Origin of the sequence: Sinomicrobium kalidii (assembly GCF_021183825.1) — a bacterium.
Lineage (GTDB): Bacteria > Bacteroidota > Bacteroidia > Flavobacteriales > Flavobacteriaceae > Sinomicrobium > Sinomicrobium kalidii.
In genome coordinates this window covers 963,006-979,509 of sequence record NZ_CP089211.1, presented here as the reverse complement: position 1 = coordinate 979,509, position 16,504 = coordinate 963,006, and the positions used below count along the sequence as shown (strand labels likewise).

The following is a 16,504-nucleotide window of genomic DNA, read 5'->3' as shown; positions in this document are numbered from 1 at the left end:
CATAAGTCATAAAATCAATCTGATTGTTTACGCATAAACATCCATTCCCGCCGTTCATACCCGAAGGGGCCACGAGGCTTATTGTCGGGACATTGCCCCCGCCCAGGTTTTCCACCGGAAAGCTGAAAAAAGGAGATGTGGAATTTTGTTACGGCAGTATTGACGGCCAGCTCTGGACCATCCTGGACAGGATTTTTGACCTGGACCTGAAATTCGAGACTACTCCCGAAGCCGTTGCACAGCGCAAGGCGTTTTTGAGGGAACAAAAGATCGGGATCTGTGACATCGTGGAAAGTTGTGAACGGGAAAAAATAGACGCTTCCGACCTGGGGATGCTGAATGTAAAATACAGGGACCTGATCGGTTACCTTAAAGAACATCCCGAAGTGCATACGCTTCTGTTTACCGGGGGAAACAGTAAGAACGGCCCCGAATATTTTTTCAGGAGGCATCTCAAAACACATAACATGAAGCTGGAAGTGATCTCCGATGAGGTACCGCGTATACACCGTTTTACATTGCCGCACTCCGCAAACGGCAGGGCGATCAGGAATATAAAAACGGTTTCATTGACGGCGCCTTCCGGTTCGGCCAACAGGGCTGTGGGGAGTATTCCCTTTTATAAGGAGATGAAGCGGAAAAACCCGGATTTTACGACCGTAGATTTCAGGGTGATGCAGTATGAGCAATTTTTTAAGGAATAAAATAGTTCACCCGGGACAAAGGATTTTAAAGGTGTCGGAAGTGGTCTGTTCGTAGATTTATCAGAAAAACCGAAAAAAAATAAATTAGGTATTGCATCATATTAAAATAGTTGTATTTTTGCATCCGCAATTTGAAACAAAAACCCTATGGCCCGTTCGTCTAGGGGTTAGGACGCCAGGTTTTCATCCTGGTAACAGGGGTTCGAATCCCCTACGGGCTACAGTTCTTTGAGCAAATGAATGATTAAAATAAAAAAAGCGTAAATGCAGTTGGCGTATTTTACTATATTTGCGGTACTTTTTTATAATGAATTATTCATTTTTAAATTCGGTCCGTTCGTCTAGGGGTTAGGACGCCAGGTTTTCATCCTGGTAACAGGGGTTCGAATCCCCTACGGACTACAGATAATAAGAGGATGATCTCTTATAAAGCGGAATGCATTGTGCAGTCCGTACCATATTTGGTATTTTAACGTATTTATTTAGATTTAATAGCTAAGGAAACAAAACATGGCAAATCATAAGTCGGCATTAAAAAGAATTAGAAGGGATGAAGCAGTGAGGCTGAGAAACAGGTATCAGCACAAGACTACGCGTAATGCGATCAAGAAATTGCGCAGTACTGAAGACAAAAAGGAAGCCGAAACACTGTTCCCGTCTGTAGTAGCTATGATTGATAAGCTGGCCAAAAGGAATATTATTCACAATAACAAAGCGGCCAACCTGAAATCCAGACTGGCAAAACATATTGCTTCTTTGGCGTAAAGAAGTATAGAAAATAGAATCAATAAAAAAGACGGTCTTTTTCAGACGGTCTTTTTTGTTTTGCAGAAGGGGAGAACAGATCAGGGATCATTCCCAAATGTTGTGGACTATGCAAAAAATAGGATCAGGATCAAAGGTTGTGGGGTTTTTTGTTTGTTGCCGGTTTCCCGTTTTGGTTTTGCCACGGATACACGAATGTTTTTTGGGTTGAATGTTGCCAATGAGGTTGTATTTTAGTTATTTGGTTATTCAGTTATTAGGCATCACACATGAACTGAATAACTCATGAACTCAATAACCTGTTAATCCGGCAACAAGACCATAATTTTTCACATTACTCAAAGGCTGCAATAAACGACTCTCGATTGAGGCCACTACCACCCTGTAACAAAAGGAACCATTTCATAAATCGCAAGTCGTGCCTCTTATGTCCTGCTGTCTTACATCTGAACCCAACAATGTCCGCAACTTTCAGGAATGATCCATGAAAATGTTTTTAAATACGCTAAAAACCTTTGTGCTTCTTTGAGGTCCTCCGTGTTTCTCTGTTAAAGCAATGTCCGGACTTCCCCTGTAGCATTTAAATTTAATAACTCAATTCAACTTTATGTTCTCAGGTCACAGATGTATATTCCATAACTGAGATTTAACGGTGATCCGGTCAATCACCTGGACATGACCGGTGTTTTGAACTTTTGTCCCCGCCTTTTCTTCCGTACCATCTTCTTTATTTTTATTTTGTAGTATTCGTAACTAATAATGACACCAATAACCACGGAGGCGATATAAAACACCATAAAACCGATGTTCTGATATACGATACCCGCAAAAATACCTCCGGAGAGGTAACAGGTAACTATGGCAAATAATACCCTGGCCTTGGCCCTGAGCGCCTTGTTTTCCCGGTATTCTTTCCTGGTAAACATGGAGGTCAGGAGTCCTACATCGGTTGTAAGACCGGTAAGGTGGGTGGTCTTTACGGAGAAATTGGATATACTCGCCGTAAGCCCGTTCTGGATGCCCATGGCAAAGAGCATTATGGCTACGAGGACCTCGGTTTCATTAAGGGTTTCCCTGTAGAAGAACTGCCCGTACGTGCCTACCGAAAGCAGGCATATTGCCTCTATGACCAATGGTGCGGCATGCGCGAGGTATGTGTTTTTCTGGTTGAAATTGATAATAATGAGATTGGAACAGAAATTACCTCCGAAGAACAGGAATATCCATGCGAATACTACTGCCGCCTGGTACCAGTTTCCCTTGGATACTTCTTCTGCGAGTATGGCGTAATGCCCCGTTACGTTAGATGTAAACGCAAAAAAGACGATCACCGAGGTCACGTTGACCATTCCGGCTGAAAAGGCAGTTAATGAGCCTAACTGGATATTTTCTTTTGTAGTTCTGCTGTTACTGAATTTTCTGAGCATAATTGTTGTGATGTATTTTTTTGAATTTCATTTTTGCAATTCCTTTGGCCTGCAAATCGGTATTGAAATACAAGATCATTTCGTCGTCGTTCAGTACCTGGAGGTTATAGTGCTCGGGCGCTACTTCCCCGTGGTCCAGTTTCAGGATGTTCCCCCTCGATTTTAATGTCCAGTGCATGGGCTTTGTCCGGTTTTTGTCATTGTGAAGCAGTAGCCTGCCATCCGGAAGGAACTCCCAGGTCTCCGCTTCATGAATAACGAGATCCCTGGTAATTTCATTCTTTGCCGTATGGCTTATAGCCTTCCCGAGGGAGGCGGCCTGTACTCCGGGCAGCTTTTCGTATTCCCAGGAAACTTCCTGCCATTTGCCCAGGATGGCAGTGTCTGGCGTGGCAGGTGCCAGTGCCGACATAAGGATAAAGAGCACAAGGCAGCTTCCGAATCCCATAAAATATGTGGCCCTGATCCCGGGTTTGTACTTTTTCTTTTTCATAGCAATTTTTTATGGGATTAATAATTTGGCCAGTGTTTCTTCTACGGTCATCGGAGTCCGGTTGCTGTATGTGATTTCGATCAACTCCAGATCAGCTTTTTTCAGAAAAGGGGTAAGGTCGAACCCCTTTTTCAGGCGCGGGTGCAGGGATTTCGGATCATTGGGGATGTACGCCTTGTCAATTTTATTCCCTTTCAGGAAATTATCGAAAGCATTCTGGTTTTTTCCGAAGAAAATATCGGTACGGAGCGAATTGACCCGGGAAAAGTAACGGTTCTCCAGAATTCCCTTGGCTTCTTTAAAGCTCGGGCTTTCCAGCGAGTCCAGGATTTTGCTCCTGGAGAAAAAAACCAGTTCCGATATGGATGAGGGAAGCGGTTTTCCGTAAGCCAGTATGAGATTTAGCTTTTCGTCTTCATTTTCGATGGCTTTTTTTAGCAGTACGAGAGAGTCTACTGTAAAGTCAGTAGGCACCAGGATGTTTTTCATAGCAATGTTTTTATGTTGTGAAACAAAACTATGTCTCCGGTTTTAGAACCGTCTTAGAGCCAAATTAAAATCAGATTAGAATTTTTTCGTGTTGACGGGAAGTTTGAGTTCTACCGTTGTGCCCCGGTTTTTGGTGGAAAAAACCGAGATAACGCCGTGGTGCATTTTGATCACATTTCGCGCAAGCGGCAGTCCGATACCGTAGCCGTGGTAATTTCCCGTGTTTGAGGCCCTGAAAAAAGGGTCGTAGATATATTGCATTTCCTTTTCGGGTATACCGATGCCCTGGTCTTTGATGATAATGATAACATGGTCGTTGGAAACGCCCAGTGCAATTTTGACTTCCTTGTTGTCCGAATATTTGCAGGCATTCATCAAAACGTTGGACACGGCCAGGTGAAGCAGCTGTTTATTGCCTTTTACCTTCAGTTTTTCCGAGGTTTCCGGAAGGAGGTCAAAATCGATATGGATCTGGCAGCCGGGATAAATCTTTTTGACGGTTTCTTCTACGTCGAGGATGAGCTGATCTATGCGAACCAGTTCGAACTTCTGTACTTTACCGTTGTAACCGGTATGCGCCAGGAGTAACAGGGCTTCGGTCTTTTTGCTGAGTTTTTCGGCATCTTCCAGTATGTTGTTAAGCGCTTCCCGGTATTCTTCCGGGCTTCTTTCCTTGGCCAGGGTTACCTCCGCTTCTCCCATGATGGAAGTAAGGGGAGTGTTTAATTCATGCGAGGCGTTGCTTATAAAATTCTTTTGTGTCTCAAAAGAAGTCTCAAGACGATTGAGCATATCGTTAAAGGTAAGTGTCAGGTTTCTGAGCTCTTCATTGTTTTGGGGGACTTCCAGGCGGAGGTGCATATTTTCCGTACTTATCTCCCGTATCTTCTTGATAATGGTCTGAACGGGCCTGAACACGAGTTTGGAAAAGAGAAAAGCAAAGAGGGCAATAATGAGTATGGAAATGAGCAGGGCCACGATCAGCATTTTTTTCAGATAGGCATTATGATGCGTGCTGTAATAGTTTTCGGCCGATACCACTACCAGGTAATTTTTTCCCCCGGTTTGATACCGTATACCGGAAAAGTAGGTGTTTTTCCTGCTGTAAAAAGCTTTGCCGTTGTTGAGGACTTCTTCGATAAAATGTACGGGGACAGCGAGTTTTTTGGCCTTGACTTCGGCTTTTACTCCTGAAATATCTGCTATGTTTATTTTTTCATTGGGGAGTTTTTCCAGGAATTCCTGGCGGATTTCACGGAGCACATCGCTGTCCTGCTGATGTTCGAGTTCAATTTTTGCAGCGGTGATGGCCCTTATTTCCAGTCGCTTGTAGAAATCTATATAGGAATAGTTTTCTATGGAAAAATATATAAAGCCGCTGAAGATCAGTATGTATCCAAGTGTTATGGCCGTAAGGAATATTATGATCTTATTTCTCGTGTTCATCTTCATCCTTTAATACGTAACCCATGCCGATAACGGTATGGATCAGGCGTGTTTTGTAGACTTTCTCAAGTTTTTTCCGCAGGTAATTGACATAAACGTCCACTACGTTGGTGCCGATATCAAAGTTTACGCCCCATACGTGTTCCAGGATTTCCTGGCGGGAAAGTACCCGGTAGGGGGTCCTTAAAAACATGAGGAGCAGGCGATACTCGGTTGAAGTAAGATTGATCTCTTCCCGGTTTCTGGTAACGGTCTTGGTAGTGTCATTGACTTCGAGATCGGCAAACCTGTATATCGCTTCTTCATGTATAAAACGGTTGCCGAAATTATCGGAACGTCGGAGCAGGCTCTTGATCCGTGCCACGAGCTCTATGAATTTAAAGGGCTTGACCAGGTAGTCATCTGCGCCGCTGTCCAGTCCGAGAGCAATATTTTCAGCACTTCCCAGCGCCGTAAGAAACAGGATGGGAGTGCGCTGATTGTCTTTCCGGACGGCCGTGCAGATATCCAGTCCGTTGATATCCGGGAGCATGATATCGAGGATCAAAAGATCGAAAACGGACGACTCCGCCCATTCCAAACCCTGTTTGCCGTTCATGGCAACGGTCATTTCAAATCCTTCCTCGCTCAGTCCTCTGTTGATAAAAGAGCATACCTTCGGGTCGTCTTCAACGAGTAATATTTTTCTTGCGGGAGATGTCATGCTGTGGCTGTTTCTTTGTTTAAAAGAATGATGACGGTTTCACATTGAAATCCGCGTATAAAAATAAGGATTCCCCGTTAAATTAAAATTTGCGATAAACAGGGGCTGTTTTTTCAGGCATTCCAATCCCAGATAACAATGTCCCAGCCGGTGTTGTCGGGATCGGTATAGCTGTAGAGGTGTTCAAAGCCGATCCTTTGATGGGCTTTTATCGACCTTTGGTTTGTGGTAACTATTTCGGTAATAACATAGGTGTAAGTGTGTTTATAGGTGTCCCTGTAATGCGCATATAGCTTGTCGAGAATACCTTTTCCGCGGTGTTCCCTGTCTATGCATACCTGCCCGGATACGATATAGTTGACATCGCGCAGTGCTTTCCCGTTAAAGGACAGTTCGTCTATGGTGTTGAACATGGGGATAAGCACGGGGATGTCGTTTTTGAAGCTTTTTGTCATCGCAAGGCAATATCCTACGACTTTGTTATTGTACCTGGCTATAATGCTTTGGGCTTCCCTGTTCATCCGGCTTAATATATCGGGGTCGTGGCGTACGGTTACGAATCCCTGGTCTTTGGCTTCTTCCGGAGACAGGTTGTCCGGGAAGTTTTTTTGCTGTAATTCGAGTATGCCTTCAAGGTCTGTTTCAGACCGGGCCAGATCGTATGCTATCATTTTGGGTTAAGGTATTTTAACGTGAATAATGTTTAAGCGCTATGAATAAAAAGCTTTTCAAAATTACACCCCTTGCTTGAGATGTCAAACAAGCTCCTCCCTTGATCCCGATTGTACCGATATCCATCGGGATCGGGAGAAGGGAGGTGGGCAGACTTTAGTCTGGTCGGAGGGTTTGAAAGCCCAAGCCACAGGAAAAATACAAAAGCCGGGGATATACCCAAAATTTGGGCCTGTTCAAACTCCCCGTCCCTCAAGAGGGGAGCTTTTTTCTTCTCCAATATTCACGTTATTTTAATTAAAATTCCCAAAGGGAGGAAAAACGGTTTCATCCTTTGGGAATTGTTTATTATTTGAGCTGTACGATACCGTTTCCGGAGGAACGGCCGGCCTGTTACTGGTTCATGGTCAGCAGAAATTCTTCGTTGTTCGCTGTCCTTTTAATACGGCCGTCCATAAATTCCATGGCCTCCACGGGATTCATGTCGGCAAGGTATTTTCGCATGATCCACATCCGTTGTATGGTGTTTTCGTCGAGCAGAAGGTCGTCCCGTCTGGTACTTGACGAAATAAGGTCGATGGCCGGGAATATCCTTCTGTTGGCAATACGCCTGTCGAGCTGGAGTTCCATGTTACCCGTTCCCTTGAATTCTTCAAAGATCACTTCATCCATCTTGGAGCCGGTTTCGGTAAGTGCCGTGGCTATAATGGAAAGGGAACCTCCGCCTTCAATGTTTCGCGCAGCTCCGAAGAAACGCTTGGGTTTGTGCAGTGCATTGGCATCCACACCACCGCTCAGTACTTTCCCGCTGGCGGGTTGTACCGTGTTGTACGCCCTGGCCAGCCTGGTGATGGAGTCGAGCAGTATTACTACGTCATGGCCGCATTCTACCAGTCGTTTTGCTTTTTCCAATACAATGTTGGCCACTTTTACGTGCCGGTCTGCCGGCTCGTCAAAGGTAGAGGCCACAACTTCGCCGTGTACGCTGCGTTGCATGTCGGTAACTTCCTCCGGGCGTTCATCGATGAGCAGTACCAGCAAATACACTTCCGGGTGATTGGCGGCAATGGCATTGGCAATATCTTTCAACAACATGGTCTTACCCGTTTTGGGCTGGGAAACAATCATTCCCCGTTGTCCTTTTCCAATAGGAGAAAAGAGATCCACGATACGGGTGGAAACCGTACTTTGCCTTTCTGCGATCCGGAATTTTTCTTCGGGGAAAAGCGGTGTCAGGTGTTCAAAGGCCACGCGGTCTCGTACTACCTGGGGTGCCAGTCCGTTAATCTTGGTCACCCGGATAAGCGGAAAGTACTTTTCACCCTCTTTCGGGGGGCGTATGCTACCGAGCACGGTATCTCCCGTTTTTAATCCAAACAGTCTTATTTGTGACTGTGATACGTAAATGTCATCCGGGGATGAAAGGTAATTGTAATCGGAAGAGCGGAGAAAACCGTATCCGTCCTGCATGATGTCCAGTACCCCTTCACTTTCCACAATACCGTCAAATTCAAAATCGGGGTCTTTATAACGGTTCTTTTTTTCTTTGTCGAAATTCTCCTTGTTATAGGACTGGTGATTATTGTTGTTGTTGCTTTTTTTCTGGTGTTGCTGCCCTTTGCCGGCCGTGTATTCCTTCTTCTTGTCTTTGGGCTGGCTGTCCGTATCTTCCTGCTTTTCCTCTCTTTGCTTTTTCTGGGAAGGCTGGGGGGTATTTTTCTGTGGAGCGTGCTCCTGGGGGGTGTTTTTCTGAATTGTATTTTTCTGGGGAGTGTGTTCCTGGGCCTTTTTTTCGTTGCTGTCTCCCCTGTCTTGTGTGGTCTTGGGTTTGGATGGTGTATCGGCAGGAACCTTTTTTATTCTTGTCCTGCGTGTTTTTCTTTCCTTTTCCTTGGGTGCAGTTTCTCCACTGCCTGCAGAAGATGAAGCGGTTTTCTGCTCCGTTACAGTTTTCGGATTTGTCGCCTGTACGTCCAGAATCTGGTATATCAAATCCATTTTTTTAAGTGTCCTGAATTTGGGGATACTTAAACCTTTTGCAATTTCCTGTAATTCAGCTAATTTCTTTCCTTTTAAATCTGAAATGTCGAACATTGAAATGTTAAATAAGTTAATTAATTCTTTTGAAGTGCTCTGTTAAGTCCGGTTTGTATGTTTTGGGATGAGCATCAAAGTGAAAAAAAAATCGAAGTCAAACGAACCTTGTTTTGAGTTGGTTACGAATGGATACCGCAATATTACAAATTTATTTTCATAAACCGGCTGTATTTTTTAAAAAGAACTCTTATTTTTGCTCATATTTCTGGCAGGAAGATGTTACAAAGAATACAGAGTATATATCTAATTATTGTGGTTTTGGTAAGTGGTGTATTGCCTTTTGTATTATCTTTGTGGAAAGATGCTGAGGGCGTTTCGGTGTATGCCGCATCAGAATTATGGGCCATGGTAATGTTCATAGTGTCGGCAATTTTGGGAGTAATTTCCATCTTTGCGTTTAAGAAGAGAAAAAATCAATTTGTGCTGAACAGATTGAACATGATATTAAACTTAATTTTACTAGGAGTATTTGCGTATCGGTCGCTAAATTTATCCGGAGAAAGTAATATTTCAGAGAAGGGTATTGGGATATTTCTTCCTGTTGTTTCTATCGTTTTTTTAGTTTTGGCCAATAAGGCCATCAAAAAGGATGAAGATCTCGTAAAATCTGTAGACCGGTTGCGATAAACCTGAAATCTTAGTAGTATTAGTGCGTTAAAACCCGTCTGTGTTATGCAGGCGGGTTTTTTTGTCCCTCGCTTCGCTCGGAAACCCTTGTTTTTTGAGAGCTTTAGTTTGTCGGGCTTTTTGGGATAGGGAGCGTATGGGTTTTATGGGATCAGGATCAAAGGTTGTGGGGTTTTTCGTTTGTTGTAAGTTTCCGGTTTTGGTTTTGCCACGGATACACGAGTGTTTTTTGAGTTGAATGTTGTATGTGAGGCTGATATATTGTAAACCCGGGATCGTTTCCGGTTTCCTGCCTGCTTTCACTTACTAAAAACCAAACCACGTGTGCTGAAAGGTACAGTGGTTTTAGCCGGCTGTGAAATTGTATTTCAGTTATTTAGGCATCACGCATGAACTCAATAACCGAATACCTCATTAACGCAATAACCTGTAAACCCAACAACAAGACTTTCTATTATTAAAATGGGGAAGGTGTCATTCGGAGTGAAGCGAAGAATCTCCTTTTACCTCTTTAACTCCGCTATTTCTTTCCCAGTTCCACAATTTCAAGGTCCCTGATCTGATCCTTGTCTATAACGAAGCGAAGCATGGTGCGGACCTGGTGGAGTCCGTATTTGCCTGCTGCTCCGGGATTCATGTGCAACAGGTCCAGTTTTTTGTCATACATGACTTTTAATATATGGGAATGCCCGCAAATAAAGAGTTTGGGCGGGTCTTTACGCAGCTCTTCCCTGACCCTTTTGTCGTACCTCCCGGGATACCCGCCTATGTGTGTGATCCATATGTCAACGCCTTCGCACATAAACCGGTTGTGTTCGGGGAATTCTTTTCGGGCATCTGCACTGTCAATATTGCCGTAAACCGCACGGAGCGGAGCTGTGTTCTTCAGGCTGTCGGTCACGGCGAGATTACCGATATCCCCGGCATGCCATACCTCGTCGGCCTGCCTGGCATATTTGAGAATGGTATTGTCCATATGGCTGTGGGTATCGGATAAAAGCAGGATTTTAGTCATTGTATTAATTGAGGTTTTATTGGTTAATTAGCGAATGTGTCAATTAGTTAATGTGCCAATGTTGGGTTTTCGGATTGTCCGGGTTGAAAAGGAGTAGTGAGGGGTGCTATTTAGCAATTATTATCGTGCGCATAAATAAAAATAATCCTATTTCATTATCCGATCGGCACATTGGCAGATCAACACATTTTAAATGGTTTCTTCCTCGGCCATGAACTGTACCTCGTAGAGGTTTTTGTAGTAACCGCCTTCTTTTTGCAGGAGTTCGCGGTGCGTACCCGATTCCACCACTTTTCCGGCATCCATCACCATTATTTTATCTGCTTTTTTAATAGTGGCCAGGCGGTGTGCTATGACGATGGAAGTCCGGCCTTCGGTGATTTTTTCGGTAGCGTTCTGAATGAGTTGTTCCGAATGGGAGTCGACAGATGAAGTGGCTTCGTCGAGTACCAGGATATCCGGGTTGCTCACGTACGCCCGTAAAAAGGCGATGAGCTGGCGTTGGCCGCTGGACAGCATGGTTCCTCTTTCTTTTACATTGTAATTATATCCGCCGGGGAGGCTCATTATAAAATCGTGGATACCGATACTTTTGGCCGCTTCGTGAACCTGTTGTTCTGTTATTTCCGGGTTTTTAAGGGTAATATTGTGGAATATGGTATCGGCAAAGAGGAATACATCCTGCAATACTACGGCAATACGGCTTCTCAGGGACGTGAGTGCATAGTCGCTGATATTCACTCCGTCAATCTGTATGGCTCCGGAATTTATTTCGTAAAAACGGTTCAGGAGATTGATAATGGTAGATTTTCCTGCTCCCGTAGCACCTACAATGGCGATGGTTTGACCGGGTTTGACCTCAAAAGAGATGCCGTGCAGCACTTCCTCGTCTTTCAGGTATCCGAAATGTACGTCTTTGAAACGGATGTGTCCCTTGAGGTTGCTGGCCGTAACCATGCCCTTGTCTTCAATAGAACTGCTGGTGTCCAGTATGCCGAATACACGACCGGCGGCTACCATTCCCATTTGCAGGGTGTTGAACTTATCGGCGATCTGTCGCAGCGGACGGAACAGCATTTGTGACATTTCGATAAACATGAAAACGCTCCCCAGCTCGATATCGTCCCCCGCAATGGTACGCAGTCCCCCGTACCAGACTACGAGCCCGATGGTTATGGAAGAGGCCAGTTCGGCCACGGGGAAGAATATGGAGTTGTACCAAACGGTCTTGAGCCAGGCTTTTTTGTGTTTTTCGTTGATTTCCCCGAATTTTTTGTGCTCGATGTCTTCCCGGGTATAGAGCTGTACGATCTTCATTCCCGAAATGCGTTCCTGAACAAAAGAGTTGAGGTTGGCCACCTGTGCCCTTACTTCTGTAAAAGCCACTTTCATGGCCTTCTGGAACAGGCGTGTGGCATAAAGGATAAGGGGGAGTATGGCAAATACAATAAGGGAGAGTTTCCAGCTTGTAAAAAGCATTACCCCGGCCACGACAAACATTTGCAACAGGTCGCTCACGATCATGAAAAGTCCCTGGCTGAATATTTCCCCGATGCGCTGCATGTCACTTACGGCTCTGGTTACCAGTATGCCTATGGAGGAATTGTCGTAATACTTCATCTTAAACCCGAGCATGTGCTTTAAGAGCTGTATACGGATATCCCTGATGATGGACTGCCCCAGCCAGTTGGCGTAATAGATAAAAGACAACTGGCTGACAACACCGCAAATGAGTGTTATGATCATAAGGACTATAAAAAACAGCATGCCTTCGTAGTCCTTGTGTTGTATGTAATCATCTACGGTGATCTTGAGCAGGTAAGGTCTGGCTACGGAAAACACGGATACCAGGACGGCAATAAGTGCCACACTGTAAAAGATAAGCCTGTAGTGACGTGCGTGTTTCATGAGCCTTTTAAAAAGGCTGAAGTCAAATGCAGTTCCTTTGTTGGTGCTCATTACTTTTTTAGGGTTAGGGCCGGGACAGTTTGTTAAGCCCGGAGGCGCTCTTTGTTATATCCGGCCCGGTTGCTTTTATTGTTTTCCGGGATGCGTTTGTTTTTCCGTGTCCGGAACGGTGTGCCCCGGTACCTATGTCCGGTTGCCATGATGCTCCTTTTCATTCCGGACAAAAGGATATTCAATTCGGGTTAAATATAAACCATGTGCGGGAACTGACACGCCCGCTTCACTTCTATTTTTGCTTTCTATGATTTTTTTAACGTTTTCTACCGGCATTTTTCCCGACCCTACTTCCAGGAGGGTCCCCACAATGGCCCGGACCATATTGCGGAGAAACCGGTCTGCCGTGATGGTAAAGACCAGTTTTTCGTCTGTAAATACCCATCGGGCATGGGATATTTCGCAGAAATATGTTTTTACATCGGTTTTTGACTTTGAAAAGCATTGAAAGTCCGAATATTTCATTATGATTTCTGCCGCCCGGTTCATCTTGTCGATATCCGGAGGGTGCCGCAGGTAATAGGACAGCCCGTCCAGGAACGGGTTTTTACTTTGATTGATCCAGTATTCATATGTTCTTGATACGGCATCGAAACGGGCATGCGCCTCGTCGGCTACCGTAAATATACGGTGTATGGCAATATCCCTGGCAAGCAATGCATTCAGCTTGTAGGCAAAATCTTTGGTATGCAGCCCGGCTTCGGAATCGAAGTGGGCAAACATTTGCCTGGCATGTACCCCGGCATCTGTTCTTCCGGCCCCGGTAATAGTTACGGGTTCCCGGAGCAATAGCGAAAGCCCGTTTTCCAGTGTCTCCTGCACGGAAGGGGCATTGGGTTGCCTTTGCCAGCCGTGATAATGCTTTCCGTGATATGATAACTCTATAAAATAGCGCAAGGGAAAATGGTCTTTTGAAGGTACAAAGATAAGAAGTTATTCGTTTATGGAGCGAAAGGAATGGAGTGCACTTTTCAGGTTACATATTCGGACGGGCTCTTAATTTCAATAGAATAGTTTATGTAACCTGCGGTTAAATAAGGCCTGTGACAGGTAAAATTCCAAAGAACCTCATAAACCTGTCTGCCGACATGGACAGGGCAGGCGAAGTGACGCAGAGATTTGTACACGGGAGTTATAGTATAACACGGTGATAACGAAATCAATAACGAATAATGAATGCCGAACAGCGAATGCTAAAGTTTTATGCGTTGTATTATATATTACTTCGTCATTCTGCGGTTCGACATTCCTTCCTTTGTAAAAAACTTAATGGTACTTTGTCCTTAGCCTGCCTGTACTAACGCAGTCGGAATTGTGGAAGGTCCGGGCCTTTGCAATTTGTTGCTTAGCAGCGTGAACAGAATATGGAGTTCAATATTTTATGTGAATCTTTTTTAAACATGTTCTAAGGGAATACGTATACCCCGAACCGGGATAGATGAGTTGTAAAAATACCCCGGTAAGGGGGCGGACCGGTTTTCAGTTGGTCGTTTTTGCATTTGCGTATGCAGCAAACCGAACCCCTTCCGGCGTAAACCGGGTTGTGTTTATGGCTGTTTTCCGGGCTTCAAAGGTTTGTGGTTTGGTCAACGTGAATAATGTTTAAGCAACATGAGTCAAAAGTATTTCAGTCCTGTAGAACTGTTGTTTTTCCGGTCCGTTATTCAGGTTATTTAACCCAGGTCCTCTTCGATAAGTGTAATGAGTTCATCCGTATTGTCAAAGAGGGTGAACTGGCCGTCTTTAATATAGGAAATCTGTCCGGTTTCTTCACTGACCACGAGTACAACCGCATCGGTTTTATCTGTTATGCCTATGGCGGCGCGGTGCCGGAGGCCGAACCTTAAAGGGATACTTCTTTCATTGGATACGGGAAGTACAACCCGTGTGGCCACAATATAGTTACCGTTTATGATCACTGCTCCGTCGTGCAACGGGCTGTTTTTGTAAAAAATACTTTCTATGATGGGGACGGTTATTTTGATGTACATGTTGTCCCCGGTATTCTTTACAAAGTCGAGCGGGGTGTTGCGTTCTATCACCAGCAAAGCGCCGGTCCTGGAATTTCCGAGTTTTTCGCAGGCGGTCACAAGGGCTTTTATATTGGTCTGGATGTCAAAACCATCATCCTTGAAAAAACGGAAATACTTTTTGATGTTTTTCCGGTTGGCCAGGTTGGTGGAGCCTATGGTTAGGAGGAATTTGCGGATTTCCTGCTGGAAGAGTACGATGAGTGCAAAAAATCCGACACTCATAAAACTGCCGAAAATACTGCTCATCATATGCATCTGCAACACTTCGGTAATTCTCCAGATAAGATAGATGATACCAAAACCGATAAAGATATTGACTGCAACAGTCCCTTTTACCAGTTTATATACATAATACAGTAAAAAGGCTACCAGTACAATATCTACAAGGTCGATAATTGTGAAATTGAGAAAATCAAATATCTTCAAGGTATTTGCTTTTGTGTAAAATTAGCAAAAAAAAGTACGAAAGGACAAAACAGAAAGAAAATGTCAACGGGCAGGAAAAGAATTTTATCTGCGATCGAAGTGCGGAGACCTGTTTTTCAGAAAACGCAAAATAAAAAGATATGGGCGCGAAAGACTCGGGTGCCATGCTATGAGGCGACAGAATAAAAAAAAGACGTTACACCGAAATTATAAAAGGCGGTTTTTGCAGGTGAATAATTTTATTTTATTCGATCGTGTTTTTAAATAGTTTATTGTTATGATGTGTAATCAGGAATGTTCATCCCGGGTTATGTATTTTCCGGGGTCAAAAAAACGAATTTTAAAACAACCCGGATTATTTGCGTTTTAATGCATGATAATTTTAGACTGACACATTGGTATTGTCATTTTTCGAAATGCGTTTGTGTGCGTTCCAGGCGGCCGGTAATTTTAATTAAAATAACGAAAAATTATATTTCATGTTACTTTTATAAGTATTTCTTATTTTAAAATATTGTTGATTTTTCCGGGATTATTTGCAGAGTTTGGTCAAAATTGCTGTATTACAGGTTCTTCTATGAGAGAGTAGCTTAATTTGGCCTTAACTTCCCAGGCTTCCGTAATTTCATCACTACTGATTTTTATTTCCTGGGGGATTATTTTATTGTCATTAACAAGTAAAAGTTCTCCGGGCGAATTGTATGATATTCGCACTCTGTTGATGAAGATGCCTCGCAATTGGCTCACAATAACATAATTTTTATTGTCCCTGATTTCATTTGGCGAATTGAGGCGTTGGCCAATTACAATAGCGTTGTCTTCCAGGGTGGGGTACATCATGTTTCCGGTAACCTGGAAAGCCCTCATGTTATTGCCGTTGATAAATGGAAAATTGTATCTCGGGATATTTTCCAGAAAAGAACTTTCGTCCAGGTGATTAACGTATTGATACTGTAAATCCCTGGTAATAACACTTATACCGGTGTTTTGATCGGTGTTTTCAACTTCGAAGACCGTGTTGTTATCGTAGAAAATATCATTCAGGTTAATACCGTATTTCTCGCATACCGAAACAATGAGTTCGTAATCCATACTGTTCCTTTTTTTCCATGTGGAAATGGTATTGGGTTTAATTCCCAAAAGGTCCGCGAGTTCTATATTCGTCCTTACTTGTAAGTAATTTTTTAATTTTTTTAGAATAAAACTCGCGTCAGGTGATTTTTTTTCTTGTGTATTCGCATAATGTTGTCTATATTTGGGTGTGTTTAACATATGTTTATGAGTTTTTGTGCTCATGTTGAGAAAATAGATTGCATACCCTTCTCAATGAGCGGGTTCATAAAAAATTAATAGAGGTTGGTTGATGTAGTAGGCGGTTACGGTAAGATGTTTTTAGTCCTTTATTGGGGGCGTTGAGGAGGTTTGGTGTTTAGAACTCCTGCTATATTAACTGTGTCCGATCAAAAATATTGTGTTAGTGCGTGCAAATTACTCGCAATAATGTAAAGTGTAAGAAAAAATCGTTGAAATCAGTTAAAAAATCGATTTCCTGCTGTAAGTCTTTAATAAAAAGAGATTTATGAGGAGTTTCCAACAACCGAAAATTGAAAATCCTGCCCCGCTTTTATAAGATATGATACATATA

General features: G+C 43.6%; 15 protein-coding genes and 2 tRNA genes. 5 read left to right on the top strand and 12 right to left on the bottom strand.

Going from position 1 to position 16,504, the window contains the following annotated elements; translation table 11 throughout:
* Window positions 1-23 precede the first annotated feature (23 nt).
* The 4 genes from LS482_RS03800 (at window position 24) to rpsT (ending at window position 1,469) form a co-directional block, all read left to right on the top strand.
* Window positions 24-704: a uracil-DNA glycosylase family protein gene (locus LS482_RS03800; RefSeq protein WP_233030424.1), complete on the top strand. Its 681-nt coding sequence runs from the start codon at window positions 24-26 to the stop codon at window positions 702-704.
* Window positions 705-853: 149 nt separating this feature from the next.
* Window positions 854-925 (top strand) — tRNA-Glu (locus tag LS482_RS03795).
* 109 nt (window positions 926-1,034) lie between these two features.
* Window positions 1,035-1,106 (top strand) — tRNA-Glu (locus LS482_RS03790).
* A 108-nt stretch (window positions 1,107-1,214) separates the two neighbouring features.
* Complete coding sequence (gene rpsT / locus LS482_RS03785) at window positions 1,215-1,469, top strand: 30S ribosomal protein S20 (protein ID WP_233030423.1); 255 nt, start codon at window positions 1,215-1,217, stop codon at window positions 1,467-1,469.
* Between the two features lie 665 nt (window positions 1,470-2,134).
* On the opposite strand, the gene LS482_RS03780 is transcribed toward rpsT, so the two are convergent.
* From LS482_RS03780 to rho, 7 genes are all read right to left on the bottom strand, one after another.
* Window positions 2,135-2,896, bottom strand: coding sequence for a YoaK family protein (locus tag LS482_RS03780; RefSeq protein WP_233030422.1), 762 nt, complete (start codon window positions 2,894-2,896; stop codon window positions 2,135-2,137).
* Window positions 2,877-3,389 carry a hypothetical protein gene (locus LS482_RS03775; RefSeq protein WP_233030421.1) on the bottom strand — a complete coding sequence of 171 codons (513 nt, stop codon included), beginning with the start codon at window positions 3,387-3,389 and terminating at the stop codon, window positions 2,877-2,879. Before LS482_RS03775 ends, LS482_RS03780 begins: the two co-directional genes overlap by 20 nt.
* A 9-nt stretch (window positions 3,390-3,398) precedes the next feature.
* Entirely contained in the window at window positions 3,399-3,878 is a 480-nt protein-coding gene (locus tag LS482_RS03770) for a hypothetical protein (protein WP_233030420.1), read from the bottom strand.
* Between the two features lie 75 nt (window positions 3,879-3,953).
* The gene (locus tag LS482_RS03765) at window positions 3,954-5,324 is read right to left on the bottom strand and encodes a sensor histidine kinase (protein WP_233030419.1); all 1,371 of its coding nucleotides are present in this window, start codon (window positions 5,322-5,324) and stop codon (window positions 3,954-3,956) included.
* Window positions 5,308-6,027: a response regulator transcription factor gene (locus LS482_RS03760; protein WP_233030418.1), complete on the bottom strand. Its 720-nt coding sequence runs from the start codon at window positions 6,025-6,027 to the stop codon at window positions 5,308-5,310. Before LS482_RS03760 ends, LS482_RS03765 begins: the two co-directional genes overlap by 17 nt.
* A 113-nt stretch (window positions 6,028-6,140) precedes the next feature.
* Window positions 6,141-6,698: a GNAT family N-acetyltransferase gene (locus LS482_RS03755; protein WP_233030417.1), complete on the bottom strand. Its 558-nt coding sequence runs from the start codon at window positions 6,696-6,698 to the stop codon at window positions 6,141-6,143.
* A gap of 394 nt (window positions 6,699-7,092) precedes the next feature.
* Window positions 7,093-8,793, bottom strand: a complete 1,701-nt coding sequence (gene rho / locus LS482_RS03750) for a transcription termination factor Rho (protein WP_233030416.1) — start codon at window positions 8,791-8,793, stop codon at window positions 7,093-7,095.
* Window positions 8,794-9,012: 219 nt separating this feature from the next.
* Here rho and LS482_RS03745 point away from each other — a divergent pair, with 219 nt between their 5' ends.
* The gene (locus tag LS482_RS03745; protein ID WP_233030415.1) at window positions 9,013-9,423 is read left to right on the top strand and encodes a DUF4293 domain-containing protein; all 411 of its coding nucleotides are present in this window, start codon (window positions 9,013-9,015) and stop codon (window positions 9,421-9,423) included.
* A gap of 520 nt (window positions 9,424-9,943) precedes the next feature.
* On the opposite strand, the gene LS482_RS03740 is transcribed toward LS482_RS03745, so the two are convergent.
* The 5 genes from LS482_RS03740 to LS482_RS03720 form a co-directional block, all read right to left on the bottom strand.
* The gene (locus LS482_RS03740) at window positions 9,944-10,438 is read right to left on the bottom strand and encodes a metallophosphoesterase family protein (RefSeq protein WP_233030414.1); all 495 of its coding nucleotides are present in this window, start codon (window positions 10,436-10,438) and stop codon (window positions 9,944-9,946) included.
* Window positions 10,439-10,627: 189 nt separating this feature from the next.
* A complete protein-coding gene (locus LS482_RS03735; protein WP_233030413.1) occupies window positions 10,628-12,397 on the bottom strand; it encodes an ABC transporter ATP-binding protein in 1,770 nt (589 codons plus the stop codon).
* Window positions 12,398-12,529: 132 nt separating this feature from the next.
* Complete coding sequence (gene truA, locus LS482_RS03730) at window positions 12,530-13,297, bottom strand: tRNA pseudouridine(38-40) synthase TruA (RefSeq protein WP_233030412.1); 768 nt, start codon at window positions 13,295-13,297, stop codon at window positions 12,530-12,532.
* A gap of 776 nt (window positions 13,298-14,073) precedes the next feature.
* Window positions 14,074-14,859, bottom strand: coding sequence for a diadenylate cyclase (locus tag LS482_RS03725; protein ID WP_233030411.1), 786 nt, complete (start codon window positions 14,857-14,859; stop codon window positions 14,074-14,076).
* Window positions 14,860-15,408: 549 nt separating this feature from the next.
* A complete protein-coding gene (locus LS482_RS03720; RefSeq protein ID WP_233030410.1) occupies window positions 15,409-16,131 on the bottom strand; it encodes a LexA family transcriptional regulator in 723 nt (240 codons plus the stop codon).
* Window positions 16,132-16,504: the final 373 nt, after the last annotated feature.